This is a genomic window from Oceanobacillus salinisoli, from assembly GCF_009733865.1.
GTDB classification, from domain to species: domain Bacteria; phylum Bacillota; class Bacilli; order Bacillales; family Amphibacillaceae; genus Oceanobacillus; species Oceanobacillus salinisoli.
In genome coordinates this window covers 164675-191121 of record NZ_WOFB01000001.1, presented here as the reverse complement: position 1 = coordinate 191121, position 26447 = coordinate 164675, and the positions used below count along the sequence as shown (strand labels likewise).

General features: G+C 36.8%; 21 protein-coding genes and 1 other RNA gene. 5 read left to right on the top strand and 17 right to left on the bottom strand.

Translation table 11 applies throughout. From position 1 onward, the window contains the following. The first annotated feature begins 801 nt into the window (after positions 1-801). The 3 genes from GMJ66_RS00820 (at position 802) to GMJ66_RS00810 (ending at position 4312) form a co-directional block, all read left to right on the top strand. Complete coding sequence (locus GMJ66_RS00820) at positions 802-1110, top strand: PadR family transcriptional regulator (protein ID WP_156288441.1); 309 nt, start codon at positions 802-804, stop codon at positions 1108-1110. Positions 1111-1128: 18 nt separating this feature from the next. Next, a complete protein-coding gene (locus GMJ66_RS00815) occupies positions 1129-2319 on the top strand; it encodes a chromate transporter (protein ID WP_156288440.1) in 1191 nt (396 codons plus the stop codon). Between the two features lie 502 nt (positions 2320-2821). Then, positions 2822-4312 carry an aldehyde dehydrogenase family protein gene (locus GMJ66_RS00810; protein WP_156288439.1) on the top strand — a complete coding sequence of 497 codons (1491 nt, stop codon included), beginning with the start codon at positions 2822-2824 and terminating at the stop codon, positions 4310-4312. 348 nt (positions 4313-4660) lie between these two features. On the opposite strand, the gene tatC is transcribed toward GMJ66_RS00810, so the two are convergent. The 3 genes from tatC to GMJ66_RS00795 form a co-directional block, all read right to left on the bottom strand. Continuing rightward, on the bottom strand, positions 4661-5419 hold the full coding sequence (gene tatC, locus GMJ66_RS00805; protein ID WP_331279649.1) for a twin-arginine translocase subunit TatC: 759 nt from the start codon (positions 5417-5419) through the stop codon (positions 4661-4663). 65 nt (positions 5420-5484) lie between these two features. Further along, positions 5485-5679 carry a twin-arginine translocase TatA/TatE family subunit gene (tatA, locus tag GMJ66_RS00800; RefSeq protein WP_156288438.1) on the bottom strand — a complete coding sequence of 65 codons (195 nt, stop codon included), beginning with the start codon at positions 5677-5679 and terminating at the stop codon, positions 5485-5487. A gap of 379 nt (positions 5680-6058) precedes the next feature. Further along, positions 6059-7813: an alkaline phosphatase D family protein gene (locus GMJ66_RS00795; RefSeq protein WP_156288437.1), complete on the bottom strand. Its 1755-nt coding sequence runs from the start codon at positions 7811-7813 to the stop codon at positions 6059-6061. 462 nt (positions 7814-8275) lie between these two features. On the opposite strand from GMJ66_RS00795, the gene GMJ66_RS00790 reads away from it, so the two are divergent. Continuing rightward, positions 8276-9565 (top strand): S8 family peptidase, encoded by a 1290-nt coding sequence (locus GMJ66_RS00790; protein ID WP_156288435.1) that lies wholly within the window; start codon positions 8276-8278, stop codon positions 9563-9565. Between the two features lie 61 nt (positions 9566-9626). Here GMJ66_RS00790 and GMJ66_RS00785 read toward each other — a convergent pair whose 3' ends face one another. The 14 genes from GMJ66_RS00785 to secG all read right to left on the bottom strand — a co-directional run bounded on the left by GMJ66_RS00785 (position 9627) and on the right by secG (position 25401). After that, complete coding sequence (locus GMJ66_RS00785) at positions 9627-10196, bottom strand: cupin domain-containing protein (protein ID WP_156288433.1); 570 nt, start codon at positions 10194-10196, stop codon at positions 9627-9629. 292 nt (positions 10197-10488) lie between these two features. Continuing rightward, complete coding sequence (spxA, locus tag GMJ66_RS00780) at positions 10489-10893, bottom strand: transcriptional regulator SpxA (RefSeq protein WP_156288431.1); 405 nt, start codon at positions 10891-10893, stop codon at positions 10489-10491. A gap of 54 nt (positions 10894-10947) precedes the next feature. Continuing rightward, on the bottom strand, positions 10948-11880 hold the full coding sequence (locus tag GMJ66_RS00775; protein WP_156288429.1) for a ring-cleaving dioxygenase: 933 nt from the start codon (positions 11878-11880) through the stop codon (positions 10948-10950). Positions 11881-11894: 14 nt separating this feature from the next. Continuing rightward, positions 11895-12503, bottom strand: coding sequence for a flavin reductase family protein (locus GMJ66_RS00770; protein ID WP_156288427.1), 609 nt, complete (start codon positions 12501-12503; stop codon positions 11895-11897). 12 nt (positions 12504-12515) lie between these two features. Next, positions 12516-13454, bottom strand: a complete 939-nt coding sequence (locus GMJ66_RS00765; protein ID WP_156288425.1) for a ring-cleaving dioxygenase — start codon at positions 13452-13454, stop codon at positions 12516-12518. Between the two features lie 387 nt (positions 13455-13841). Beyond that, the gene (locus GMJ66_RS00760) at positions 13842-14348 is read right to left on the bottom strand and encodes a GNAT family N-acetyltransferase (protein ID WP_156288423.1); all 507 of its coding nucleotides are present in this window, start codon (positions 14346-14348) and stop codon (positions 13842-13844) included. 522 nt (positions 14349-14870) lie between these two features. Next, positions 14871-18308, bottom strand: coding sequence for a YncE family protein (locus GMJ66_RS00755; RefSeq protein WP_156288421.1), 3438 nt, complete (start codon positions 18306-18308; stop codon positions 14871-14873). Between the two features lie 286 nt (positions 18309-18594). Continuing rightward, complete coding sequence (locus tag GMJ66_RS00750; protein ID WP_156288418.1) at positions 18595-18762, bottom strand: hypothetical protein; 168 nt, start codon at positions 18760-18762, stop codon at positions 18595-18597. A gap of 962 nt (positions 18763-19724) precedes the next feature. Beyond that, positions 19725-20068: a transfer-messenger RNA gene (gene ssrA, locus GMJ66_RS00745) on the bottom strand. Positions 20069-20182: 114 nt separating this feature from the next. Further along, complete coding sequence (gene smpB / locus GMJ66_RS00740) at positions 20183-20653, bottom strand: SsrA-binding protein SmpB (RefSeq protein ID WP_156288416.1); 471 nt, start codon at positions 20651-20653, stop codon at positions 20183-20185. Between the two features lie 66 nt (positions 20654-20719). Beyond that, complete coding sequence (gene zupT, locus GMJ66_RS00735) at positions 20720-21526, bottom strand: zinc transporter ZupT (protein ID WP_156288414.1); 807 nt, start codon at positions 21524-21526, stop codon at positions 20720-20722. Between the two features lie 268 nt (positions 21527-21794). Then, positions 21795-24026, bottom strand: coding sequence for a ribonuclease R (rnr, locus tag GMJ66_RS00730; protein WP_156288412.1), 2232 nt, complete (start codon positions 24024-24026; stop codon positions 21795-21797). Positions 24027-24075: 49 nt separating this feature from the next. Then, complete coding sequence (locus GMJ66_RS00725; RefSeq protein ID WP_156288410.1) at positions 24076-24822, bottom strand: alpha/beta hydrolase; 747 nt, start codon at positions 24820-24822, stop codon at positions 24076-24078. A gap of 348 nt (positions 24823-25170) precedes the next feature. Next, entirely contained in the window at positions 25171-25401 is a 231-nt protein-coding gene (secG, locus tag GMJ66_RS00720; protein WP_156288408.1) for a preprotein translocase subunit SecG, read from the bottom strand. 114 nt (positions 25402-25515) lie between these two features. Here secG and GMJ66_RS00715 point away from each other — a divergent pair, with 114 nt between their 5' ends. Beyond that, on the top strand, positions 25516-26424 hold the full coding sequence (locus GMJ66_RS00715; protein ID WP_156288406.1) for an alpha/beta hydrolase: 909 nt from the start codon (positions 25516-25518) through the stop codon (positions 26422-26424). Positions 26425-26447 lie beyond the last annotated feature (23 nt).

Here is a 26447-nt window from a genome sequence, read left to right as displayed (position 1 = left end):
GCTCGGGTCTTACAGCCAGTTAGTCATATAATAAATATTTGCAGGATATCAGTTTTTTTTAATGATTGGCTTGCTACTATTAATTATTTCCTACAATATATATACTATATATTACTTATTTGTATGTTAATAGACTTGAAAAAGTAGTTCAAAATAACTAAAATATAATTATTAAGATAAGATAGGTGATATCTATGATTTCTGAAGAAGAGATGTCTCTGTTTGTTAGAGAAATCTACTTATTAATAAATGAATACCAAAAATGTCCTGACAAAAGTTTAAAAGAGAAGATCTATGATGAAATACAGGATTTAAGCAAAATTATAGCATCTTAATCCTCATCTTGTTTATCGGTTTCTCTTCATAAACAAATTTCTATTATAAATACTCCTATGAGATAATCATAAGAGTATTTATTGGATTTAACCTAAACTGGACTTATTATATAGAGACTCGTCTAAATGAAGGGGGCGAACACACTATTGCAAAGGTGCTACCCATTCCTCCGTTATATTCTACGTATCAAGAATTACTTAAAACCTCTATTTTTTCCAAAAATAAACAGGTTTGAATACCAAAAATTTCATGCATAATCCTATACCAATACTGTATTTAAACAAACCACGGCTGCCCTCGCCCAAAATATCTTTATTCAACCGACATATATTAAGAAAATGTTAAAATTATTTTCGTTTAGTAAAAGTTATTGTTAGGCAAAACAGGGTATGTTAATTTAAAAATATCTAATTTCGATATCGATTTCCGATATTAATTTTCGATTACAGAAAGAGGTAGATAAAACTGGAAGATAAAATATTAAGAAAACTCTTCTTAGGCTTTATTCAAATCCACATTCTTCATCATGCAAAAGAACACCCTATTTACGGTGCCTGGATGCATGAAGAACTGCAGGAACATGGGTATGAAATCAGCGCTGGAACACTTTATCCAATCCTTCACAACATGGAATCAGATGGGCTTTTACATAAGGAAGAGAGAAATGTAGAAGGAAAAATAAGAAAATATTACTCCGCAACCAGCAAAGGGGAGGAGATTTTGGATCAAGCACGGGCTAAAGCCTATGAATTATTTAAAGAAATTAAAGAATAGTTAAGGAGGGTGCAAGTGATGAATCATAAAGATAATAGATTGAAAATATGGTTAGAAATTTTATTGGTTTCCACCAGACTTGGATTCACTTCATTTGGTGGACCCATTGCACATTTAGGGTACTTTCATGAAGAGTATATCCGAAGAAGAAAATGGATGGACGAGAAAAGCTACGCTGATTTAGTTGCGCTCTGTCAGTTTTTACCGGGACCTGCCAGCAGTCAGGTTGGGATTGGTATTGGCGTTATGCGAGGGGGAATATTAGGAGGATTTATTTCCTTTCTTGGCTTTACCCTTCCATCTGTCATTGCACTAATTATATTTGCATCCGTGCTTCATACGTTTGGAATCGAAGACGCAGGCTGGTTTAATGGATTAAAAATTATAGCTGTTGTTGTTGTTGCACATGCGGTTTTAGGTATGGCAAGAAATTTAACTCCTGACTTACAGCGAAAAACGATTGCTTTATTTGCTTTAGTCGTCACGTTATTATGGCAAACAGCCTACACACAAATTGGTGTCATTCTATTAGCAGGTGTTGTCGGTTTTCTACTTTATCGAAACCAAACGATTCAGGAAGAACAATCGGTTACCAATTTTCCTGTATCACGCCGTTTTGGTTATATTTGCTTAACGATTTTCTTCGGACTACTAGTATTTCTTCCTATACTCCGTAACCTAACATCCATGGAATGGGTCGCTTTACTGGATAGTTTCTATCGGTCAGGTTCCCTTGTTTTCGGTGGTGGCCATGTTGTGTTACCGCTATTAGAACAGGAATTTGTTCCTGCAGGCTGGTTAAGTGAACAGGACTTTCTTGCAGGATACGGTGCAGCACAGGCAGTACCAGGACCATTATTTACGTTTGCAGCCTATATTGGTGCTGTGATTAACGGCTGGCAAGGTGGATTATTTGCTACATTTGCAATTTTTTTACCTGCTTTCCTTCTTATATTAGGTACATTGCCTTTTTGGGATGCACTACGCAGTAATCCGAAAGTTAAAGGTGCTTTAATTGGAGTAAATACTTCTGTTGTAGGTATATTAATCTCAGCACTTTATCATCCAATTTGGACTAGCTCTATTTTGGCACCAATCGATTTTGCCCTTGCAGCAGTTCTATTTAGTATGCTGGTATACTGGAAACTGCCACCTTGGGTTATCGTGTTAACGGGGGCAATTGGTGGTTTACTAATTTCATATATTTAAACTTTGTATTCACTCTACACAGAAGATAGATTTAGAGGGTTATATGAGTGGTAGTGCAAGCTAATGTCCGTTAATACTGGCAACTCTTCCTTTCAACTTGGACCCTCAACCACTGAATAGTGAGAAGTCTCAAAAAAGCTGATTTTCCAATCCATATTTGGAATATCAGCTTTTTGTATTAAAGTGAATCTTCAACCAGTGGTTTTTTTCCATATCCCACTGATTGTTAGCCCTAGAGGATGACCTAAAGGCCTCTGAACGAATTAGGAGTTTACTGGCTGCCCGACCCCCACTTATAATTTCTGAGGTATCTCGAATTCTTCTCGTTAAGGGTCTTACAGCCAGTTAATCACGTGATAAAAACACTCCCTTCATTTAAGAAGTCGTATAATACCTGCAAAAAGGCAAATATTAAAAAAGGATATTTATTTCAACTTATTCCGATTCACTTAATTGAAGCACTAAAGAAGTTGTAAAAATATTACATAAGTTGACGAAAACGATGGATAAAGGAGAGATTGTTTTGACCTACGAAAACCTTAATAAAAATTATATCTCCGGAAAATGGAGAGATGGTAATGGAAAAACGATGTACGAAGTGACCAATCCATATAATGGACAAGTATTGGAAAAAATCAAAATGGCCAACAAAGAAGATATTGACGAGGCCTATAAATCTGCTGAAAAAGAGCAAAAAGAATGGATGAAATTAAATCCATTTGAGCGTTCGTCCATTATGGAAAAAGCGGTTCAAATTATGGAATCAAGAAGAGAGGAATTTGTTGAACACCTGATTAATGAAGGCGGTTCATCCCACCTAAAGGCCAATGTTGAAATAGACTTTGTTATAGCTATTACTAGGGAAGCGGCCTCTTTTCCGCTAAGAATGACTGGTGAGATCGTTCCCTCCCTCATTCCTGGTAAAGAAAATAGAATTTACCGGAAACCACTTGGGGTAGTTGGAGTAATCGGACCATTTAACTTTCCGATGTATCTTGCTATGCGTTCTGTTGCTCCCGCCCTTGCAACTGGAAACGGAGTTGTTCTGAAGCCGGATGAACAGACTGCAATAACTGGTGGCATACTCCTTGCAAAGGTTTTTGAAGAAGCAGGTATACCTAAAGGTCTTTTGAATGTCGTTATTCCGAATATAAAAGAAATCGGCGATGCATTTGTGGATCATCCGATTCCAAGACTGATCTCCTTTACTGGTTCTACACCTGTAGGACGTCATATTGGCGAACTTTGTGGAAGAAATATTAAAAAAACTGCCCTTGAACTTGGCGGAAATAATGCCTTGATTGTTCTCGGTGATGCAGATGTGGAAAGGGCTGTGAACTCTGCATTGTTTGGTAAATTTATGCACAATGGCCAAATTTGCATGGCAATTAATCGCATTATCGTTCATAAAGATAAATATGATGAATTTGTAAAGAGTTTCGTTGATCAAGCGAAAAAAATTAAAGTAGGCGATCCTCGTGATAAAGATACTTTAATAGGACCATTAATTAATCGGGAAGCCATCGATCGAATTCTTGAGCAAATAGATGAAGCAAAAAACCAAGGTGCAAAAATTGAACTGGAAGGAAAGGTCGAAGGAAATGTTATGCATCCATATGTTCTAACAGGAACAAATGATGTTTCAACAGCCAAAAACGAAATGTTTGGTCCTGTTGCTACCATTATTCCGGCTGAAGACGATAAGGATGCCGTTCGTATCGCAAATGACACACCATTTGGCCTTAGTGGAGCTGTCCATGCTGGTTCTCCTGAAAGAGGTGTAGAAGTAGCAAAACAGATTGTAACAGGAATGGTTCATGTAAATGATCAAAGTGTAAATGACGAACCGCTGATTGCTTTTGGTGGTGAAAAGTCTTCTGGTATTGGTCGTTTTGGTGGTGAATGGTCTTTAGAAGAATTTACAACGGTTCAATGGATATCCGTTCAAACCGAAAACAGAGAAAATCCTTACTACACCAATTATTTAGATTAAGAAGCATGGGAAGGTTCTGCTGCTTCCAACATCTTTAACTGAGGAAACAAACTAGACCATCCGAGACTAGTAAACAAGGATCTTTTTTAAGTCTCTTAATAAAACGGATCTTCAAATCAGTGTTTTCCTCCCACTATTAGTTAGATGAACGAATCAGGAATTTACTGGCTGCCTGTCCCCCAATTTATCAGGATCTCGATTTCTTAAAGTGGGGGGGCTTACAGCCAGTTCCTCACGTGATAAATTCTATTTCACTTGATTAGCGGTTAAAGTCACTTTTCATAGGGTGCTACGTTACTCTATTTAAGAGGACTTTTTTCAGTACTTCCTAACCTTCTCCTACGCTTCTCATATACTTTCCCTCTCTAAAAATTCTTCATGCTGTTCTTGCTTTTTAGCCCATACCAGTTTAGACAATTGGATACTGACTTCGTACAGCAGGATGAGAGGTAAGGAAACAATAATAGGTAAAAACAGGTCTGGCGGGGTCAGCATGGTACAAAGTACAATTAAAACGAAATAGGCATACTTCCTAATTCTTTTCATATAATCGGGTGTTAGAATTCCAAGTGTTGTTAAAAACATAGCAACAATGGGCAGTTCAAACAAGATAGCAAATGGTACCGTAATCCGAAATAAAAATTTAAAATACCGATCAACCGTTAACATGACTTCAAACATACCTTCTGATAAGGATAATATAAAAGGAAATATCAATTTAACAAATACCGTATAACCAAAAACTAGACCTCCTAAAAATAATAGAAATAAGAAAGGAATGTATAACAAAGAAATTTTTCTTTCCCTTTTCGTCAAGCCTGGTTTCACAAAGGCCCAAACCTCATATGCCAGAACAGGAATGATTCCAGTCAGTGCCACTAATCCTGCCATACGAAAATAAATCCAAATAATCTCTGAGGGACTAATAACAATTAAATCTATTTCCGTATCGCTTATAAAAAATGAATAAATATCTTCTACAAAAAGAAATCCCACTAAGAAGAACAAAGCGAAAAAGATAAGTGTGATGATAATTCGATTTCTTAATTCTGTTAAATGGCCAACGACATCCATTTCGTGATTATTTACATGGACTTCTTTCCCCAACTCAACCGCTCCCTCCAAAGATATAAGGAAGATGCAGGTTTCCCTACATCTTCAAAGCGAATAAATTACTCAGCCTTCTCTTCATTCCTATTCTTTTCTTCTTTCTTTTCATCTTCGGCAATATCATAGCTAGCCTTTTTAAATTCCTTTAACGTTTGCCCTGTTGCTTTTCCAATTTCCGGAAGCTTTTTTGGCCCAAAAATGACTAGAGCGATGATTAAGATTAAAATTAAACCAGGTATTCCTATCGATGAAAACATTTATACACCTTCCCCTAATTCATATTTTATATAAAGAATCATTTATAATAGATTAAAAATCTCTGTCGCGGAGTCTCTATGATGAGCAATAGCCCTGTTAGATTATTCGTTTATACTAACTATCTACTAAAAAGACCCCATCGAGTCCCTAATGGAACCTTTTATCATAGAAAATGTTAAAATTTTAATATAGGCAGATGATTTTCATTTAAACCATCTTAGAAAAACTCGCATTCGCTCGTCTTTTAGTGAATGTGTTCGTTTTTCCTATACTTTCCTAACGTATTAGAAAACTTAGCTATCGCCAAGCCTTTAGGCGATAGCCTTAGTTGCACTTATGCAAGAAGAAAGTTTTTACTTCCCTATCTGCTGAAATAGCTTATTCATTTCCTATTTTAATGCGATCACGCTTGTTAACTTGTTTGTCATGTGCTTGATCCTGTGCTTTAATACGATCTTCCTCCACTTCATTGGATTTCTTATTATTCGACAGTGGCTTGTCCTTTTTGAGAACTAATCCAGGCTGGTTATTCTTAATTTCTAACGTTGCCCGGGTATGGATGGAAGCACCAGGCTGGCTTACATATGGTACGACACGGTAATCCGCTGTCCATTTCTCAGGCGTTATCGTACAGCGCACATAGCCACGATAGTCATTGAAAAATTTAATATGCGGGTTACCTTCAAGAATCGCATCCGTATCCTCTCGCTTTTCACTTCCGTCCCCACCAGATGAAATGGAAGTTCCAACAAATTCAGAACCAAGTATTTGTGAATCTGGATTATCATAATCTTCTTTGATGTCCCCTGCCCAATTTGCGTGAACATCACCGGTTAAAACAACCAAGTTTCTCACATCATTGCCTTTCACATATTCAAGAATACGGTCTCTGCTAGCAGAATAGCCATCCCAACCGTCCATGTTGTAAAGAACCGAGCCATTCGTATCATAATTGAGCTGATTAAAAAAGATTTGCTGCGCTAACACATTCCAGCGTGCTGTCGAACGCCCAAGACCATCAAGCAGCCATTGTTCTTGTTCATCTCCAAGCAAGGTACGGTTCGGATCCATGGACTCCTCGTTTGGCGGTTTGATTCCATCCTCATTTGCTTGATTATCACGATACTGACGTGTATCCAGTACATTAAATTCCACTAGATTCCCGTAAGTAAAACGGCGGTATAAGTTCATATCTGGACCTTGCGGAAGGCTGGATTCCCGTAAAGGCATGTGCTCATAATAAGCTTGATAAGCATTCACTCTTCTTTTAATAAACTCTTCAACGGATTGACCTCTCTCTGGAATCTCATCAGCATAATTATTTTCCACTTCATGATCATCCCATGTCACGATCCATGGAAATGCAGCATGGGCTGATTGGAGGTGTTTATCTGTTTTATACTGAGCATATCTGTTTCGATAATCGTCCAATGAAATAATTTCCGGACCACTATGTGTACGTACATTACCTGTACTTGCAACATACTCGTTAGGCCCATATTCATAAATATAGTCTCCAAGGTGGATTGCGAGATCTAGTTTTTCTTCGGCCATATGCTTGTAAGCTGTATAATAACCATGCTCAAATTGCTGACAGGACGCAAAAGCAAAGGTTAGTTTTGCTAGATTTTCACCTGGAGCAGACAATGTTCTGGTTTTACCAACAGGACTAACTTCATTTCCTACCTTGAAACGATAATAATATTCACGGTTAGACTGTAGACCAAAAACTTCTACATGCACGGAGTGAGCAAGTTCGGGGCGGGCAAGTTCTGATCCTTGATTGACAATATACTGAAAATTTTTGTCTTCGGAAATCTCCCATTCAACCGGTATATTAGAATGAGGCATTCCACCACCATCAGCTAATGGTTCAGGTGCAAGTCTAGTCCAAAGTACAACACTGTCAGAAAGTGGATCCCCAGAAGCAACACCTAACGTAAATGGATAGCCTGTTAACTGTGGAGAAGCGTCTACCTTTAATCCATTAAATTGACTGGCTAATGTCATTCCTAATGCAATACCGGCAACCTTCGTTGTTTGTGACAAAAAATTCCTGCGATCCATCGAATGGTTTAACAGACGTTCCGATTCTGACTTCAGCATTTGTTCCATTTCACGTTCTTTACTCATTTAAATTACTCCCTTCAATTAATTGGAATACTTTAAAGTTTCATAGCTTTAAAATCAACTTTATTATAAATGAAGAATGTAAAATTGGTATAAATGGTAAATTAACTTATGTAAAATAAAATAGGAGAAATAGACTGTTATCTATTCTAGTCCATATTAACGAGATTAACTAGATTGGTAGCCTAATAGACTCCATTAAAACAGCATTTAGCACCTATCATTTCTCATCCCTGTAAAACTAAAAAGACGGCCAAAAACCGTTTCTTCGCCATTTTATACAATGATCTAGTATTTTTTTACATTATCTTTTCAAAAGATAGTTAAGTTGTCCGATTGTTCCTGCAACTTTAAATTGATACGATATAAATAGAAGGTTGAAGGACCTTCTGATGAGTTAATAGGACAACTAGAAACTTCTAATGAACTATATCACTTAAACTATTATTTAAAGGAGGAGAACGATTGAGTAATAGGACAAGAGTTTGGTTTGAAGAAGCTGGTAAAAAATTGGACCCTGGATTAGTAGATAAACTAAGGGTGAACAGAAAAGAAGATCCGAATGAAACGAGTACGAATGAAATCCCTGTCATTATCCACTTGAAAAATAACTGTGACAAAGATTTGCAAGACGACCTTTGTAAAACCTGTAATGTAGATTCCCACAATAAACTAGACCAAGAACTCAAACTTATTCATGGTATGCGAGGCTATTTAACACCCGGAATGATTAAGCAAATTAAAGACCATGAAGCAGTAGATCGTATCTTCTATGACCGGGAAGTCAATGCTTTTCTGGATGTTGCCAATGAACATATAGGAGCTGCAAATGTTCATAAGGAATATGATTTAACCGGAAAAGGAGTAGCGATTGCGGTCATTGATACTGGTGTTCATCCGCATGAAGACTTGACGAGCCCATCAAACCGGATCATTAGCTTTCAGGATTTTATCAACGGAAAAAATGAACCGTATGATGATAACGGACATGGAACACATTGTGCCGGTGATGCCGCTGGGAATGGGCACTTATCCAATGGAAAATATATAAGTCCAGCACCAGAGGCCTCTATTGTCGGAGTAAAGGTTTTAGATAAGAATGGTGGTGGTAGGTTATCAACGATTATTGAAGGCATTGAATGGTGTGTAGATCACTATGATGAACATCAAATTCGTATCATCTCCCTTTCACTCGGCGCTCCAGCATATGAATCTTTTCGAGACGATCCATTAACTATTGCCGTACAAGAAGCTTGGCATCATGGCATTGTCGTATGTGCAGCTGCAGGTAATAGTGGTCCATCTGCCTCAACCATTAGCACACCGGCTATTGATCCTTTTATTATTACAGTCGGTTCTACTAATGATCAGGATACAGTCGAACGTAGCGATGATGTGATAGCTGATTACTCAAGCAGAGGGCCAACGATCGACTCTTTTGTCAAACCAGACATTTATGCACCTGGTACTAATATTATCGCTCCTTTAGCTCCAGGGTCGGCAATCGAATCCCAACTACCTGAACAAATTATTGATGAAAATTATATTCAATTATCTGGTACATCTATGGCTACCCCAATATGTGCAGGTGTCATCGCCCTCATGTTGGAAGCGAACCCGAATCTTAGCCCAAATGATGTAAAAAGTATTTTAAAAGCCACTTCACAGCCTACCCTTCAAGATACTTGGGGACATATTCATGCAGAAGCAGCTGTGGAAATGGCCAAAAATTATCAAGTGAAACTCCCAGTTTAAAAGCAATGTGGCGGTTCTTTTGCTTCTGTTTTGGCAAAAGAACCGCCATTCATAAAAAGCCTTATTGCTTATTGGCATGACCTTCTTCCGCAGCCATTGCATCTGCTTTAGTAACATGAACTGTACCAAATGGATGGTTAGGTGGAGCATAAATCGAATAAAGTTTAAGTGGTACAGTACCGGTATTTATCAGATTATGCCATGTTCCAGCAGGAATGATGACTGCAGAATCATCATAGACATTCCTTTCAAAGTTCAAATCATTTCTACTCTCACCCATTCGAACAATCCCCTGGCCTTGTTCAACACGTAAAAATTGATCAACGTCAGGATGCATTTCTAAACCAATATCTTCGCCAACATCAAGACTCATTAAAGTAACTTGAAATTGTGATCCTGTCCATAGAGCAGTACGAAACGTATTGTTTTGCTTTGTTACTTCATTAATATTAACTACAAATGGTCTTGGTCCATAATCTGTTAGTGCTATTCTCCCATCACCATTGACAGGGCGAAAAGAATTAGAGCTGTTTGCGTATTGCCATTGAACTGAATGCTTTCTGAAATCATACATTGGTACATTATAATTAATAGGATATTGACAAGGATACATATAAGGAACATAGTACATTTTTATCAATCCCTTCACATTTTATAAATTATCCTATGCATTTATTTGGGCCGGGGATAGTAAAGAATTAATAGTTTTTGTTGTCCGGTTAGAAGTGTTGCACCATGACAGTGACTCCTTTTTAGCTACCAAGCGTCTTCACAGCATACTTGGGTCGAGCTTTCACCTACTAGCAATAACGTCTTGGTGGGCGTGAAACAATAAAAAATACGCATAAAAGGAAGCAACCTTTTATGCGTATTTTTTTATTTGTCGGCATTACGTCTAAACACAACCTAGTAACTATTCTGCCCTATGCAGATTCATCGAGCATTTTCTGAGCTTCATGTAAATGAAGAGTCCGAGTAGACCGAGGCAGGAAACTACGAATCTCTTCTTCATTATAGCCTACCTGCAGTCTTTTCCCGTCAGAAATAATCGGCCTTTTTAAAATTCCAGGATTTGCATGAATGAAAGCATATAGCTCATTCATTGGCAATTCATCAATATCGGCCCCTAATTCCTGAAATACTTTTGAGCGGGTGGAAATAATTTCTTCCGTCCCATTTTCAGTTAGCTGGAGTATTTCTTTTATCTCATGAATGGTTAAGGCTTCAGAATAAATATTACGTTCATGAAACGGAATGTCATTTTCCTGAAACCATGCTTTTGCTTTTCTGCAAGATGTACAGCACGGTGTTATATAAAGAGTAACCATTGTATCACCTCTACCTTTTTGTTCAATACTATAAGACTACTTTATCTCTCAGCACTATTTGCCAAAATGAACACCAATTGGTGGTAAAATCTCTTCAAATTCTTTCCTCTTAGGCTCAAACCAGCTTGGGAGCATTAACTTCGTACCAAGTTCTTCAGGCGCTTCATCCACTGTAAAGCCCGGAGGATCCGTTGCGATTTCAAAAAGGATTCCGCCTGGCTCATAAAAATAAATGGCTTTAAAGTAGTTACGTTCCTTTATTTCCGTCGGTTTATACTCTTTTTCTTCCAATAATGTTCTCCAGTTTTTATGCTCTTTTTCATCCTTTGCTCTCCATGCAATGTGATGAATCGTTCCTGCACCAGGAAGCCCTCGTACGGATGGGGATAATTTGATATCCAGCTTATTTCCTAAAGAAGCATCTGTTTTAAAACGCAAATAATTTTCCTCTTGAGCCACAAATTCCATGCCTAATACATTTTCCAGAATATCTGCTGTTTTATGTGGCTGCACGGAGTTTAATGTAGCACCACCAAATCCTTTAATGGCATATTTGGTTGGGATTTCCTTCGAGCTCCAGCTATTATCTGGTCCTTCTTCTCTCTCTACTAATTCCAGTTTTAATCCATCTGGGTCTTCAAACCCGATATACGTTTCATTAAAACGGGTATTTGATGTGAGTGATATTCCATATTCACGTAACCGATTTTCCCAAAAATCCATGGAACCTTTTGGAACAACATAAGTCGTTGTTCCTACTTGTCCAGTACCTACCCGTCCTTTAGGAAGTTTTGGCCATGGGAAGAACGTAATAATGCTTCCCGGGTCCCCTGATTCGTTCCCAAAATATAAGTGATATACTTCAGGTCGATCAAAATTCACCGTTTTTTTCACAAGTCTTAACCCTAAAATTCTGGAATAAAAATCAACATTAACTTGTGGATCATTAACAATCGCCGTAATGTGATGGATTCCGGATGTTTTCAACCTACTCTCCCCCCTTATTTCGGTCTCTCTATAGAAAATACTTCACCAATTTTTGCATAATTGGATCCAGCGAGTCGGCTAACAGCTCCAAGTGTTTGGTGATTGATTCTCCCGTTTTCATATATTGCCTCATCCATATAAAATTGAACGACCTTTCCAATGAGAAAATCGGTCCCTACTGAATCATTTTCACCAAGTTCAAGTGAATGCTCCAAAGTACATTCAAATCGTACTTTGGCCTCTCTAATACCTGGAACCGAAACTTTTTCACTATCAACCAGCGATAAACCGGCCTTTTCAATTTCACTTTCGTCCGGTGGTAAGGATGCGGCCGTGATATTAATTTTTTCAACATTTTGTTCATCCACAATATGAACAACAAAATCTTTATTTTTTATTATATTTTGCGCTGTATCTTTCTGAACCCCATTTTTCCGCTGAGTTGATATGGACAGCATTGGCGGATTGGATGAAACAACATTGAAATAGCTAAATGGTGCGCCATTTACTGTCCCATCTTCCGCAACACTTGTTACAAACGCAATGGGTCTAGGAACAATACTGCCAATTAACAGTTTATAATTTTCCCGCTCTGTATTCTTTTTGGGATCAAAGGAAATCATGAATCGTCCTCCTTATTTATCCAAATTTCTTACTTCGATTGGAATTAACCTATTTTCCAGTTGCCCACGGTATTGTTCATACTGTGATGGTAATTTTAATTCTTCTCCCATTGATTCATAAGACTCATCATGAGCAAATCCTGGTGGGTCTGTTGCAATTTCAAACAGTATTTCGCCGTGCTCTCTATAGTAGATTGCATTAAAGTAATTTCTATCCTTCACTTCTGTAACTCCATAGCCTTTTCTGCCTACATATTGCTGCCAATCCAAATGATCTTCATCATCTTTTGCACGCCATGCAATATGGTGCACTGTCCCTACTCCCATTTGTCCCCGTTCAACTTGAGTTTGTTTGATATCTATAATATTTCCAATTTCACCATAGGACTTAAATCGTGCTACATCATTTTCTTCTCCTACTTTTTCAAGTCCCATCACTTCCTGAAGGGTTTCCCCAGTTTTCTCAGGATTGGTCGATAATAGAATTGCCCCACCAAATCCTTTAATAGCTACTTCTGGCATCACGTCACCAACTGCCCAGTTATTTGGTTCACCTTCTTCTCGTTCTACAAGTTCCAGCTGTAGACCATGAACATCCTCAAATTTAAGATACGTCTCACCAAATCGTTCAGATTTACGGAATTCAATGTTATGCTTTTCTAATCTCTTTTCCCAAAAGGACAAGGAGCCAACTGGAATGGCGTAAGTGGTAACCCCTACCTGTCCTCCGCCAATCTTCCCTTGAAAGGCTCCAACCCAAGGGAAGAAGGTAATAATTGTTCCAGGTTTGCCTCCATGATTACCAAAGTAAAGATGATATGTTCCCGGATCATCGAAATTCACGGTTTTTTTCACCAATCTTAACCCTAATACTCCTGCATAAAAATCTACATTTTCCTGTGGATGGCCGACAATTGCAGTTATATGATGGATACCTGCTGTTTTTTTCATCTAATTTATCTCCTTATTCATTCTATTTTTAGTAGTCTTCTCAATCTTTCAGTTCAAAATGGCATCTAATATCTTCTGGTAAATTGGTAAAAATTCCTTGCTAAATGTCTATCTTTTGCTAAGCCATGAAATATGGACAATTCACACTCCCCCAACCAAGGCATTCCCCAAACTCATTCATGTTAACTCATTTATTTTTAATTAATATATCTTTAATTAAGTATAATTTTATATTAGAAAGTTGTTATTGTCAACATTTTTGTATGAACTATATGAACTGAAAAACTAAAGGGATTTATATACAAAATAAAAGAACCGCAGAGAAAACTCTACAGTTCCTAAGTGTCATTTTTGTTTAATTTTAACCTACTCCTAAACCCTTTTACATTATTTAATAACAAACCTAAAAGCTTTCACAATAATTCCATCATCTGCTGGTTCAAAGTCGTACTCGGGCAATCGTTCAAATCCGAGATCCTCATATAGTTTCACTGCATTCTCCATAAAATCGGCAGTATGCAACCCTATTTTCCGAAAACCTCTGTGCTTTGTACGCTGTATACATTCGGAAATCAGCGCTTTAGCAACACCTTTTCCACGAGAGTTTGGCGAAACAGCCAGCTTCCGTATTTCTGGATAATCCAACTCTTCATCAAGCAAACCCGTGTATAACTCTGTTTTTGGCGGAAACATAACGACTGTCCCTACTATTTCCCCATCAAGCTCTGCTACAATTTGATCCACATTGAATTTTGAATCTTCATCTGACAAAATTTGTTGTTTGAGTACGTTCCAATGATCTTTTGGGAGCTTTTTCTCATGTTCCTTATATGCACTTAACCTTAATTTTTTTAGATGTTCTAATTCACTCTTTGCTGCATCACGTATAATCATCCTATCATCCCCTCATTTACGAACGTGCTAAACTATCATAAAATTCCAAGTTATCTCATCATTTTTATTTATTTTAAAACCATACGCATCTATAGTCAAATAATTATCTTCAATTAGTAGTTAGTTTTTTTCATCCCCACGGTTTGCTAGATAAACGAATCTGCAGTTTACTGCTGGCTGTCCCTACTTATAATTCATAGGAATGTGAAGTATTTCACTTAACTTAGAGGAGATTTTAGTTAAAAAAAGCAATATAAATGAAACCAAAAAAAAGCTTGAATAGTTAAATATATCCAAGCGTTTTTGCGTACTAACATTTTACCAAGTTCAATTGTTTCTCTCACATATAGTTTATAATCTGGTTTTTTTAATGCTGGAACTAGCTTGAACCTTATTTAAAATACCCCTCTTCCCATCCTAAAAGCTATCTTCATAACACCTACTTTGTTGATTATTGGTAAATTCTATACATATAAAAAAAGTACACTCCACAATAAAATGGAGTATACTTCAAGGAAAAACTTATATTCTTTTTCTAATATAGAAAATGATTAACCCAATAATCACAAATACCCCTACAATAATCCAAATAAATACTGACGATGAAGAATTTCCTTTTTCGGAATTATCTTCAATATCAATGTTTTCATTTCCTTTTTCCTCAACATTCTCATTCTTTTGAGAATCTTCATCCACTAATGTTGTTTGGTCCTTTTCAAATACAGCATATTTACTAAAGTGATTTGTTTCTGCTTTCACAACACCGTCATTATAAATACCACCAATAAGTTCCCAAATCTTATCCTCTTCATTAAAGTAATAAATTTTTACATTTTCAGGGTTATCTATCTTACTAGTGTCAACCTTAAACGATAATAATACCGGCTCGGAGAATTGGCTAAGTATATTTGTTCCCTGGGTGATTGTAAAATCATAAACATCACTGATAGCCTCAGTTACAGCATCCTCTTTTTTTAGTGTTATTCTAGTCTCTTGTGCGTTTTCATCGAAAATAGATGATGGGAGAATAACACTAGTCGTATCCTTTTCGATAGAAATACTGCTATTGGTTCTTTTTAATACCATTATTTGATGTGTTGTAAATAGGACTTCGCTAGTTGGTTCCTCAGAGTCAGTTAAATCGATTACGACTTCAGAATTATTCCTAAGTTTATTAAATTGTTCTTCTGAAACAACTACAATGTTTCCTTCTCTTGTATGTTGTACATATACTTTATTTCCATCATCCTGTGAATTCTGTTCCGAGGTTATGTCGTCTTCTTCTGAATCGTTATTTTGCTCCGTTTCTGAATCTACGTTAGTTATAGTTGAATCCCTTTCTGAATCAATCTCAGGTGATTGTTCAGTTTTTTCACTTTGCTGTTTATCTGTTTGTGACTCCTCATTGTCCGTATTGTTATCAGTTGTTTGATTAGACGACGATTGTTGGTTATCCTTATTTTCTTCCTGTACATCCTGTTCCTGTTGCTCTTCTAGAGTTGCGGTATCTGATTTTTTCTCAAATGTATAACTATGAGTTTCAGATAACTTCGATTCTTTTCCATTTACAACAGATGCAACCTGAAAGTAAACGGTTTTGCCATACCAAGATTCAAAAAATTGGCTTGAGAAGGAAACCTCTTGGTCATCTGCTGGTATATTACTAACTTTCCTTTTATCCGTGTTCCCCTTCGTATAATAATAGAAATTATAGCCGTCTATTAGACTAACTGGATCCCAAGATACCGTGAATAATGTTTCACCATATTGATCTTTTAATTCAACCGGTACTTTCTCATATTTAGATTGTAGATTAGAAGGAACAGGAATATCAAAGGTATATTCAATCGTATTCATATCAGAAGATTCACTTTCTCCGAATACAGATTTGACTCCAAATTTTACTGTATTCCCATACCAGTTTTTCAACTGGGAATCAGTTACCACATATTGTTGATCAAATAATGGAGATGTATTTAGCAAATTCATTTTTTCTGCATCAATTTTCTTGGCATAGATATTATAGCCGTCACCGGTCATCATATCCCAATTCAATTGAAAATTCCCATTAGGACTTAAACTATTTCTAATATTCTTTACGATACGTTGCTGTAATTCTTCTAGTGAGCCAAACTTATAAATTGCATTCTTTTCAGGAACAGATAGAAATATCTCCCCCTTACTATTGGTGTTTGCTAGATTAATTTTGATATCCTTAGGAAAAGTATAAACCGGTAGCAGTGTATCCTTATGATAGATTTTATTTGTAGAGAAAACATAATCCCCCTGCAAGGATACTAAATCTTCACCTTGCTCAAAAAAGCTCCCCTGTTCTACCGTAATGTCTGATTTTTGTAATCTGTATCCAGCATAATAGACGTACTTATCATCTATTAACATTTTACGCCCAGGATAAGGAAAGCCATATCCACCATCGTAGTCTGTTTCCATCACATGACTACCATCTACTAAATTCATTACATATAGACTTGAACCTGATAATCCAGACTCTGCTATATATAACAGGTTATTTTGACTATCTAGTTCAATATTTGCTTCATAATAGTTATAAACATTTGTATTAGTGGGATCAATAACTTTTTCCGTATTCGTGCTTAAGTCAATATGATAAATATCAACCCATTGATCTTCCTTTGTATAATACAAGTTCGTGCCATCTGTTTCAATTTCAAATGGGTTTTGCTTTGTTGTTATGTACGTTACTGGTGAGTTTGGTATAGGTTCCATCACGGCTACTTTTGTACCACCAAAAAGTGCAACATATAGCTTTCCATCCACATATTCAATTTCAGTAGGTATAGAACCAATAAACTGTCTTCCAACAATACTCATTGTATTTGTATCGATGAAGATGAGTTCATTACTACTCTCAGAAATACCATAAATTCGATTATTTTCTTCATCCATGACCCAATCATCTATTTGTTGGTTAAGCAGAAGCTTATTGTTCATTACCTGTGTCTCAACAGAAGGAGCTAAATAGGTATCAGTGTTTATGATAATGGTATGATCATCGGCATTGTAAATGTATCTTTCCTGACCATTTGTTAAAATGTGACTAACCTCGGAAGTGAATGAGCCTATTTTCCTATATGTATCTCTATTAAATATACTTTTGGTTGAGTAAACATAGTTTTCATCAACAGCAATTACGTCTGCTGCTGTAATATTATTTGCTTTTGAGCTGTAATCTTCTGTATAAACGCCATAGATCTCTTGTAGATTAGTCTGATTCATCTTATGTCCCGCAAAAAAGACCTCCTGGCCATCTAGTACCAAATGTCTTTTCGGGTAAGGGAATCCGTATCCTTCGTCAAAAGTTGATTGGGTTTTAACTGCATAATCAACGGTAGAAATAGCATTTAGTTCTGTTCCTGATAAGTTTGTCTCAGCTATGTATAATGTATTTGTTTCGTCTTCTAGGTGTAATACTGGCTTATAAAATGACGAATAGTTTTCTCCCTGAACAGTTACTTCCACTTCCGAGGCTGTGTCTAAGCTGTAGTCATACAGCGTTTCACTTTGGTCATCCACATAAAAAATTTTATCATTACTAACCGCAATTCTATACGGGTTATATGAAGTTTGGATATCCTTAACAACCTTCTCGGTTGTTAGATCAAAAACTTTAATTGTAGAAAAGTCTGGTAAGGATATGTATAGCTGACCATCTTGACGATCAAGATCAACTGGATTTTTACCTATTTGAAAAGTATTGATAATTTGAAATGAATCCAAAGATATGTAATGTAAATTGCCATTAGTTGTAATTGCATAAATAGTATTATTCTCCTTATCAATCATCCAATCAACTAGGTTGTCTGATCCTAAAGAAATTACACTATCTTCGTTTGCGTATGCCTTCTTAATAAGTGATTCCGTTATAGCGATTGATATTAATAATGTAGTGATTATAAAAATTAAAAAGCTCTTTCTCATCAAATTCCCCCTTTAAAATTAACACTCATATGGATTTTCTGTGTACCCTGTATATGTCACCCCTTTAAATATTTTTTATATCAGTAGCAATATTTTCGTTTTTAATAGTTAAATATTGCATTTTTTTATATCGACATAAAGTAACATTAATTTTATAGTAAAAAAGACCTATTTATTTAAAATCTCAAAGCAATTAAACAATTAAAGTCTATATCTTCTTTCTATTCACCATCAAAAAAAGAGCTAGGTGAAATTTCTCCCTAGCTCTTGCCTTTTATGGTTTTCTTCATCTAAAAAACCAATATCCTTTTAACTGAATGTAAAACTTTGCGGAAAAATGTTGGGATATGGCGGTATCATTGGTATTATAATTCTTTCTCTTTGATTGCCCGTAACTCTTCCAATTGCCAAATGAAATAATTAAAATAACAATTAACATACTAATTCCTAGCATTTATACTCCTCCCCTCAACCCAATAGATAAATTGTTATAATGAATAATACTTTATTAAACTACCCTGCTTCTTTAATTTAAGTGTAATCCTTCACAAAGTTATTTAAAAGTAAAGACTCTTGTTGCACAGTATTTAGTCTACTATGTAATACAATAATTACTGCAAGCTTGTTCAATGAAATTTACAGATGAATATAGAGGACTATAAACAAAGTTTTCAGTCCTTTATTAAGTCAATATTATTCACATATATCCTTATGCAATTGACATAGTTATGTATGAATACCCTAAATGAATAAATAGGAAATAAAAATATCCCCCCCAATTACTATACTAACACCAACCACTACTTTTAGCCTTTTAATGGACGAGCATTAATTGCATAGAAAAAAAATTAGTTTATTTTTATAGTAAAAATTTTTTGAAACTAAATCTCATCTAATTGTCTGCACCCAAAGGCATATCCCTCTCCCTCCTGTCTAATCTTTCTTATGTATGTGAAAAAGGCTTTTCCATATTCATTGATTTATGAACACAATATAAGTGTTTTATTTTCTTTGATACAAGCATAAATCTTCCTAAAACCAATAAAGCATAAACCTTCCTAAAAGGAAGATTTATGCTTTAAGTCACAAACACAAAAAAACCACCAACATATGTATTGGTGGAGACGGTGGGACATGCTCTTCCATACTTTCGTCATGGCACTGACTATATCTTGAACCTTAGAAAATAAGGTCCTTCGGCGTCTTATGCGAAATGTAAATTTACCAAATATGGTAGGATTTCGCATCCTAGTACTACCATCATGATGGTAGCCTATAAGTCGATACATGGCTGTTGGATTACTCCACATACCACTCGGTATTGCCCTATTACTTAATATAAATTAAGCAACTTAGGTTTCACCGATAAAGCCGAATTTTTCACTTTTGTGTTACCACAAAAGGCGACTAATTTACTAATCGAACCCACGTCCAGAGATATCGTCACTCAGGCTTCTACACGTGTAGTTGGTATATTATCCTTCGCTATTCCTTCAGCCTACCAACAGGCTTCCAGATAGCTAGTCTGTTTAAATTCAGCGACCATCCTCAGACAGTGGATTGTCGCGAGTAGCCCGCTCGATTTGAGACCCTTCAATACTGCCACACGGGCGATGGCAGGAAGGATCGCTTTAGGCTACTTACGCAGCTGCTAAAGCAGGTTGATTGTTAGTTTTGCCAGTTATATTTAGGCGATAACGTTTTACGAGCCGTAACCTCGACGCGCAACCTGAGCTCGATCTACCCCTGTCGAATCCGTAACGTCCCCATAAAAATGAGAAACGCTCTTGGAGTAAATGAGCATTCATTTATGAAGTTGTATTCTTATTATAACAAACGTTCTATAGAAATCAAGGGCTGGCAAAAATTACATACTAGCGGTTCAAATGCTCCTTCATGGCTCTATCAATATCGCGCTTCATTTGTTTTTTCTTCAGGTCTTCCCGCTTATCATATTTTTTCTTCCCTTTACCAAGGCCAATCAATACTTTCGCATATCCGTTCTTTATATATAATTTTAGTGGAACAAGTGCATAGCCTTGCTGCTGGGTCAATCCAATTAATTTATCTATTTCTTTTCGATGTAATAATAATTTACGGGAACGTGTCGGATCGTGGTTAAACCGATTCCCCTGTTCATATTCGGGAATGTGCATGTTTACTAATTGTACTTCCCCATTTCGATCTATTCTTGCATGAGAATCCTTCAGGTTTACGCGGCCATTTCGTAATGATTTAATTTCTGTACCCTTTAAAACGATTCCTGCTTCAAATGTATCTTCAATCGTATAATCATGTGATGCTTTTTTATTTTGTGCAATTGCTTTTCCTTGTCCTTTTGGCATAAGGCGTTTCCTCCTATTGCTCACGTAACCTCTATTTTAGCAAATAATCATCCTCATTCCAATTATTTAGCCAAGAAGGATTAAGCTTATTGCCATAACTGCCATCCCGGTTACAACACCGTAAATGGATAAATGTGCTTCATCATATCTTTTTGCCGCCGGAAGTAATTCATCAAGTGAGATAAAAATCATAATACCCGCTACCATTGCAAAAATAACACCAAACATCACCTCAGTTAGGAAAGGCATCAAAATAAAAAAGGCTACTAAGGCACCAATAGGCTCTGCTAATCCGGATAAAAAGGAAAGTTTAAAAGCTTTCTTCCTATCGTTTGTCGCGTAATATATGGGTACCGACACGGCGATTCCTTCTGGGATATTGTGTATTGCTACCGCAACCGCTATGGCAAAACCGATTGTCGGGTCTTGTAATGTTGAGATAAATGTAGCAATTCCTTCCGGGAAATTGTGAATAGCAAGAGCCAATGCCGTAAATACTCCCATTTTCATCAAGTCAGGATCTTTAACAACGGACTTCGATTTCTCCATATCCTCCACTTTCTTTACCTCGTGCGGGTTGGAATATTTAGGAATGAATTTATCAATTAAACCAATCAGCAGCATTCCAGCAAAGAAGCTGATAACGGTTAACCAATAACCGTTTGTTTCACCAAGTGCAGCGGTTAACGAATCCTTTGCTTTAAAAAATATTTCAATCATGGATACATAAATCATAACCCCAGCAGATAATCCAAGTGCAAAGGATAAGAATTTTGTATTGGTCGTTTTTGCGAAGAATGCAAGTAAACTACCGACACCTGTTGCCAAACCTGCAAATAATGTAAATAAAAACGCAAGCAACACATCATTCATTTGATGTTACTCCTCTCCGATGTATATACTTTTCTATTTTAAAAAATTATATTCATTATCAATAAGTAGTATACGGGACAATAAATTAGATGTCAACAATAAGTTTTCCTTGATGCAAAACTCACTTCCATCGTTATTGAAAGTATATGCTGGGCATTTGTCTCATGTTCTTAAAATTATTTTTCTTAAAGGATGAGCTGTTATTTTAATAATTTCCTTGGTACTTATTAACATACACATAAAAATGAGCCTCCATTAGACGGAAGGCTCATTTTTTCTTCTTCTTTTTCTTATGTTTCTTTTGCTTATTTTGTTTGTTGTTGGAACTGCGCGGCTTATTTTCTGTTTTTATTTTTTTTGGGGGTTTGCGTTTTCTCGGTTCAGCACCAACTAATTCAAAATCTACCGCATGTTCTTCTACATTGACACCTGCAACTTTTACTTTCACTTCATCTCCAACACGGTAAATATTCGCGGTTCTTTCCCCAATCAGCGCATGACTTCTGTCATCATAATGATAATAATCATCTGTTAAAAAGCTGACGTGAATAAGCCCCTCAATCGTATTTGGCAGTTCAACAAACATTCCAAAGTTCGTTACAGAGCTAATCACACCAGTGAACTCTTCACCGACTTTATCCTGCATAAATTCTGCTTTTTTCAATTCATCCGTCTCACGTTCTGCATCGACTGCACGACGTTCTCTTTCTGATGTATGACGAGCAATTTCTGGCATTCTTTCTTTCCAATGACTTGTCGTTTTCTTGTCCAACTGCTTATTAATTAAATAAGTTCGAATTAATCGATGCACAATCAAATCCGGATACCGTCTAATTGGAGAAGTAAAATGCGTATAGAAGTCCGTCGCCAAACCAAAGTGACCAATCCCGTTCGGATCATATTTAGCTTGTTTCATGGAACGAAGCATCAATTTGGAAACAATCATTTCCTCTGGTTCACCTTGAATTTCCTCCAGCACTTTTTGTAATGCTTGTGGATGAATTTCATTTGCAGTACCTTTCACGGCGATACCAAGACTTGCTAAAAACTCAAAGAAATTCTGCAGTTTCCCATCGTCTGGATCCTCGTGAATTCGGTGAATAAAAGGTACATCCATCCAGTGGAAGTGTTCCGCAATCGTTTCATTCGCTGCCAGCATAAATTCTTCGATAAGCCGTTCTGCAACAGATCGTTCACGTAAGATAACATCCGTTGCTTTTCCTTCCTCATCAACTAATACTTTCGCTTCTTTAAAGTCAAAATCAATCGCACCGCGTCCCATCCGCTTCCCTCGAAGAATCTCAGCCAATTTCTCCATTTCTTCAAACATTGGGACCAGTGGCTCATACCTTCTTCTTAATTCCTCATCATTATCAACCAGTATTTTATTCACATCAGTATAGGTCATCCGCTCCGTCGTCTTAATAACACTTTGGAAAATTTCGTGATTGACAACCTGACCGCTCGTATTAATCTCCATCTCGCAGCCAAGAGTTAACCTGTCGACTTGCGGATTTAAGGAGCATATCCCATTTGATAAACGATGCGGGATCATCGGGATAACACGGTCTACCAGATAGACACTTGTACCGCGTTCAAACGCTTCGACATCAATGGGGGAACCTTCTTCTACATAATAACTGACATCAGCAATATAAACACCCAGCTTATAGTTCCCATTATCCAATTTTTTGACGGTTACCGCATCATCCAAATCCTTCGCGTCTGCCCCATCAATGGTAACAATCAATTCATCACGCAAGTCACGGCGACCTTGGATTTCTTCTTCATCAATCGTTTCTGGTGTATTTGCAGCTTGTTCCAGTACTTCTTCCGGAAAATCTATCGTAATACCGTGTTTATAAATAATGGAGATGATATCAATTCCCGGGTCATTTTTATGTCCAAGGATTTGAACAATTTCACCCTCTGCACTTTTTCTTCCTTCAGGATATTTCGTAATACGAGCAATGACTTTATGTCCGCCCACCGCTCCATGTGTACTACCCTTAGGAATAAAAATATCATTTGGTATTCGTTTATCATCGGCAATAACAAACCCAAAAGAACGATTATCTTCAAACGTACCAACAACCTGATGAACTGCACGCTCTAATATCCGAATGACTTGACCTTCAGGGCGATCCCCGTCTTTCCCATATTTTTCGATTCGGACCAGCACTTTATCATTATTCATTGCCGAAGCTAAATCAGATGCATGGATATATACATCGCTTTGCCCTTCCTCATCCGGGATTAGAAACGCAAAGCCTTTCTGATGCATTTGAACTTTCCCACGGATTAGATTCATTTTTTCAGGTAGTCCAAAGCGGTTCTTTCTAGTTCGCACCAATTCACCGGCTTCTTCCAGCTGATTTAATGCAATGACAAGCTCTTTAAAATCAACAGCCTCCTGAATGCCAAGTTCCTGTTCAATCTCCTCGACAGCTAATGGCTTTGTACCTGATTCATTAAAAAATGTAAGTATTCTATCTTTCATTTGAATCACCTACTTTCTGTTTTATTATGTACTTTAGTGGCTTTTTTACTCATTCTTTCCAATGTAGCTTTTCCAAAAATTGATAAATATCCTCATGCAGTTGATCTTTTTCATCACCTAATGTAATAACATGTTCAGATTCTTCATACCACTTCATATCTTTTTCATCTGACTCCACGTTTTCATAAATGTATACAGCACTCTCCGTATTAATCATTTCATCCTTTCGAGCCTGTACCACAAAGGTTGGTGTATAAATGGTATCAATATTATTTTTTACCTCGGTAATGGTTTTTCCTAAATCTTTGAAAAGATCTTCGGAATCAGTCATGAGCTGGTTTACTTCCTTTTCTATTGTTGTTTCATCTTTTCCTTCTAACTTCTTATATTCTTTGGAAAATGCCCTAAAGCCTTTAGACAATTGGAACTCATTATCAAAGAACATTGGTGCACACATCGGAATCACTGCTTTAATTTGGGTGGAATAAGCAAGTTTCAGGCCTAGAACTCCACCAAGGGAAAGTCCTGCAACAGCAATCTCTTCATAGCCGAGATCTTTTAAATGCTCTAATGCGTTATTCACATCTTCCCACCATTGCTTAGAGTTTGATTCCAGTAATTCTTCTGGTGGTTCACCATGCCCCCTGTAAATCGGTGCATGACTCGTATACCCTTTCTTCTCCAGAAATCGGCCAAGCATGCGGACGTCAGCCGAATGACCGGTAAATCCATGCAATAATAAAACAGCACGTGGACCTGCTTCAAATGTAAATGGTTTTGGTTTTACTATTTTCATGATTGCATCTCCTAACTTATCTATACTATACCCTTTATTTTCCAGTTTACAACATTAGAAAAGCGCAAGCGCCCGTTTAGCGACGTACGGACTGGACTGAGCCGCAGGAGATAAAGGAAACACGACGAACGGAGTGAGTCGATGTTGACTTATCGTACGGAGGTGAGGGAAGTCCGCTAGTCGCTGGGCGTTGGAGCTAAACATCGAAACAAAAAATCTATACTTTCTTATACTTGGTACATTAAAATTTTAACTACGTCGAATCCTCTTCGTGCTAAAATTTTATACTTTCCTAACGTACTAAAATAAACCCTTATCACTTTTCATTGTGATAAGGGTCTATTATAATTATACTAAATATCCACTTATAAAAGCCAATACAAAAAATAAAGTACCTGTTATCACTGTTCCACGATGAAGTACTAAATCCATTCCGCGGGCTTTTTGCTTACCGAATAATTGTTCCGCACCACCAGAAATAGCTCCAGAAAGCCCAGCACTTTTTCCTGACTGAAGCAGAACGAAAGCAATCATAACAATTGCATCAATAATTAATAAGGTATTTACCAAACCAGCCATGTTCCCATGACACCTCCTATAACGGACACTAACTATTACATACTTTAGCATAAAAATCAAAAGGTTAGCAAGATATATTTACAAATTACGTTAAATAAGGAAAGGATTATTTCCATGGAACAAACTTTTTGGATGAAATCATCAGATGAAACCGAAATTTACATAAAAAGATGGCATACTGAAAACCCTAACCCAAAGGCAATCATCCAGCTCTCCCATGGGATGGTTGAGCATATTGGCAGGTATCAATCCTTTGCCAATTATCTGATCGACAAAGGATTTATCGTTTATGGAAATGATCATCGCGGGCATGGTCAAACCGGTTTAAAACAGGGGTTATTAGGATATTTTGCTGATGAAGATGGATTTTTAAAAACGATGGAAGACCTACATCAAATTACATTAATGATTATGGAAAAACATCCCAACACACCTATTATTCTTTTGGGACATAGTATGGGCTCTTTTCTGGCAAGATATTACGTACAAAAATACAGCCATTTAATTGATGGAGTTATTTTATCTGGTACAGGGGGGTTCCCTCCTTCCATAACGAAATCAGGAAAAGCACTTGCATCCCTTCTACCAGCAAAAAAACAATCGAAGTTAATGAATCAATTAGCATTTGGGAATTATAATAAAAAAATAAAATCAAACAAAACTGCCTATGACTGGTTATCACGGGATGAAGAAGAGGTCAAAAAATACGTAGAGGACCCCCTTTCCGGTTACGTGCCAACAGCTAAATTTTTCGTTGATTTAATGTCGGGACTGGATATCATTCAACAGCAACCTGACTCCATCCGCAAAGATTTACCTATGTTATTGATAAGCGGTTCCGAGGATCCAGTAGGTAACTATGAAAAAGGAGTATGGAAAACTGCAAAATTATATGAAAGAACGGGATTGGAAAATGTAACTACTTTCCTTTTTATTGGAGCAAGACATGAACTTTTAAACGAATTAAATAAAAAGGAAGTCTATTCTGTGATTGACAATTGGATAAACCAGCAATTAAATTAAGGTTAAAACCGTAAACATAAATA

Excerpts from the sequence above, each read along its gene's own strand:
- GMJ66_RS00815 (WP_156288440.1), top strand. The coding sequence starts at position 1,129 with ATGAATCATAAAGATAATAGATTGAAAATATGGTTAGAAATTTTATTG.
- GMJ66_RS00810 (WP_156288439.1), top strand. The coding sequence starts at position 2,822 with ATGGATAAAGGAGAGATTGTTTTGACCTACGAAAACCTTAATAAAAAT.
- tatA (WP_156288438.1), bottom strand. The coding sequence starts at position 5,679 with ATGTTTTCATCGATAGGAATACCTGGTTTAATTTTAATCTTAATCATC.
- GMJ66_RS00795 (WP_156288437.1), bottom strand. The coding sequence starts at position 7,813 with ATGAGTAAAGAACGTGAAATGGAACAAATGCTGAAGTCAGAATCGGAA.
- GMJ66_RS00785 (WP_156288433.1), bottom strand. The coding sequence starts at position 10,196 with ATGTACTATGTTCCTTATATGTATCCTTGTCAATATCCTATTAATTAT.
- spxA (WP_156288431.1), bottom strand. The coding sequence starts at position 10,893 with ATGGTTACTCTTTATATAACACCGTGCTGTACATCTTGCAGAAAAGCA.
- GMJ66_RS00770 (WP_156288427.1), bottom strand. The coding sequence starts at position 12,503 with ATGATTTCCTTTGATCCCAAAAAGAATACAGAGCGGGAAAATTATAAA.
- GMJ66_RS00765 (WP_156288425.1), bottom strand. The coding sequence starts at position 13,454 with ATGAAAAAAACAGCAGGTATCCATCATATAACTGCAATTGTCGGCCAT.
- GMJ66_RS00760 (WP_156288423.1), bottom strand. The coding sequence starts at position 14,348 with ATGATTATACGTGATGCAGCAAAGAGTGAATTAGAACATCTAAAAAAA.
- GMJ66_RS00755 (WP_156288421.1), bottom strand. The coding sequence starts at position 18,308 with ATGAGAAAGAGCTTTTTAATTTTTATAATCACTACATTATTAATATCA.
- GMJ66_RS00750 (WP_156288418.1), bottom strand. The coding sequence starts at position 18,762 with ATGCTAGGAATTAGTATGTTAATTGTTATTTTAATTATTTCATTTGGC.
- smpB (WP_156288416.1), bottom strand. The coding sequence starts at position 20,653 with ATGCCAAAAGGACAAGGAAAAGCAATTGCACAAAATAAAAAAGCATCA.
- zupT (WP_156288414.1), bottom strand. The coding sequence starts at position 21,526 with ATGAATGATGTGTTGCTTGCGTTTTTATTTACATTATTTGCAGGTTTG.
- rnr (WP_156288412.1), bottom strand. The coding sequence starts at position 24,026 with ATGAAAGATAGAATACTTACATTTTTTAATGAATCAGGTACAAAGCCA.
- GMJ66_RS00725 (WP_156288410.1), bottom strand. The coding sequence starts at position 24,822 with ATGAAAATAGTAAAACCAAAACCATTTACATTTGAAGCAGGTCCACGT.
- secG (WP_156288408.1), bottom strand. The coding sequence starts at position 25,401 with ATGGCTGGTTTGGTAAATACCTTATTAATTATTGATGCAATTGTTATG.
- GMJ66_RS00715 (WP_156288406.1), top strand. The coding sequence starts at position 25,516 with ATGGAACAAACTTTTTGGATGAAATCATCAGATGAAACCGAAATTTAC.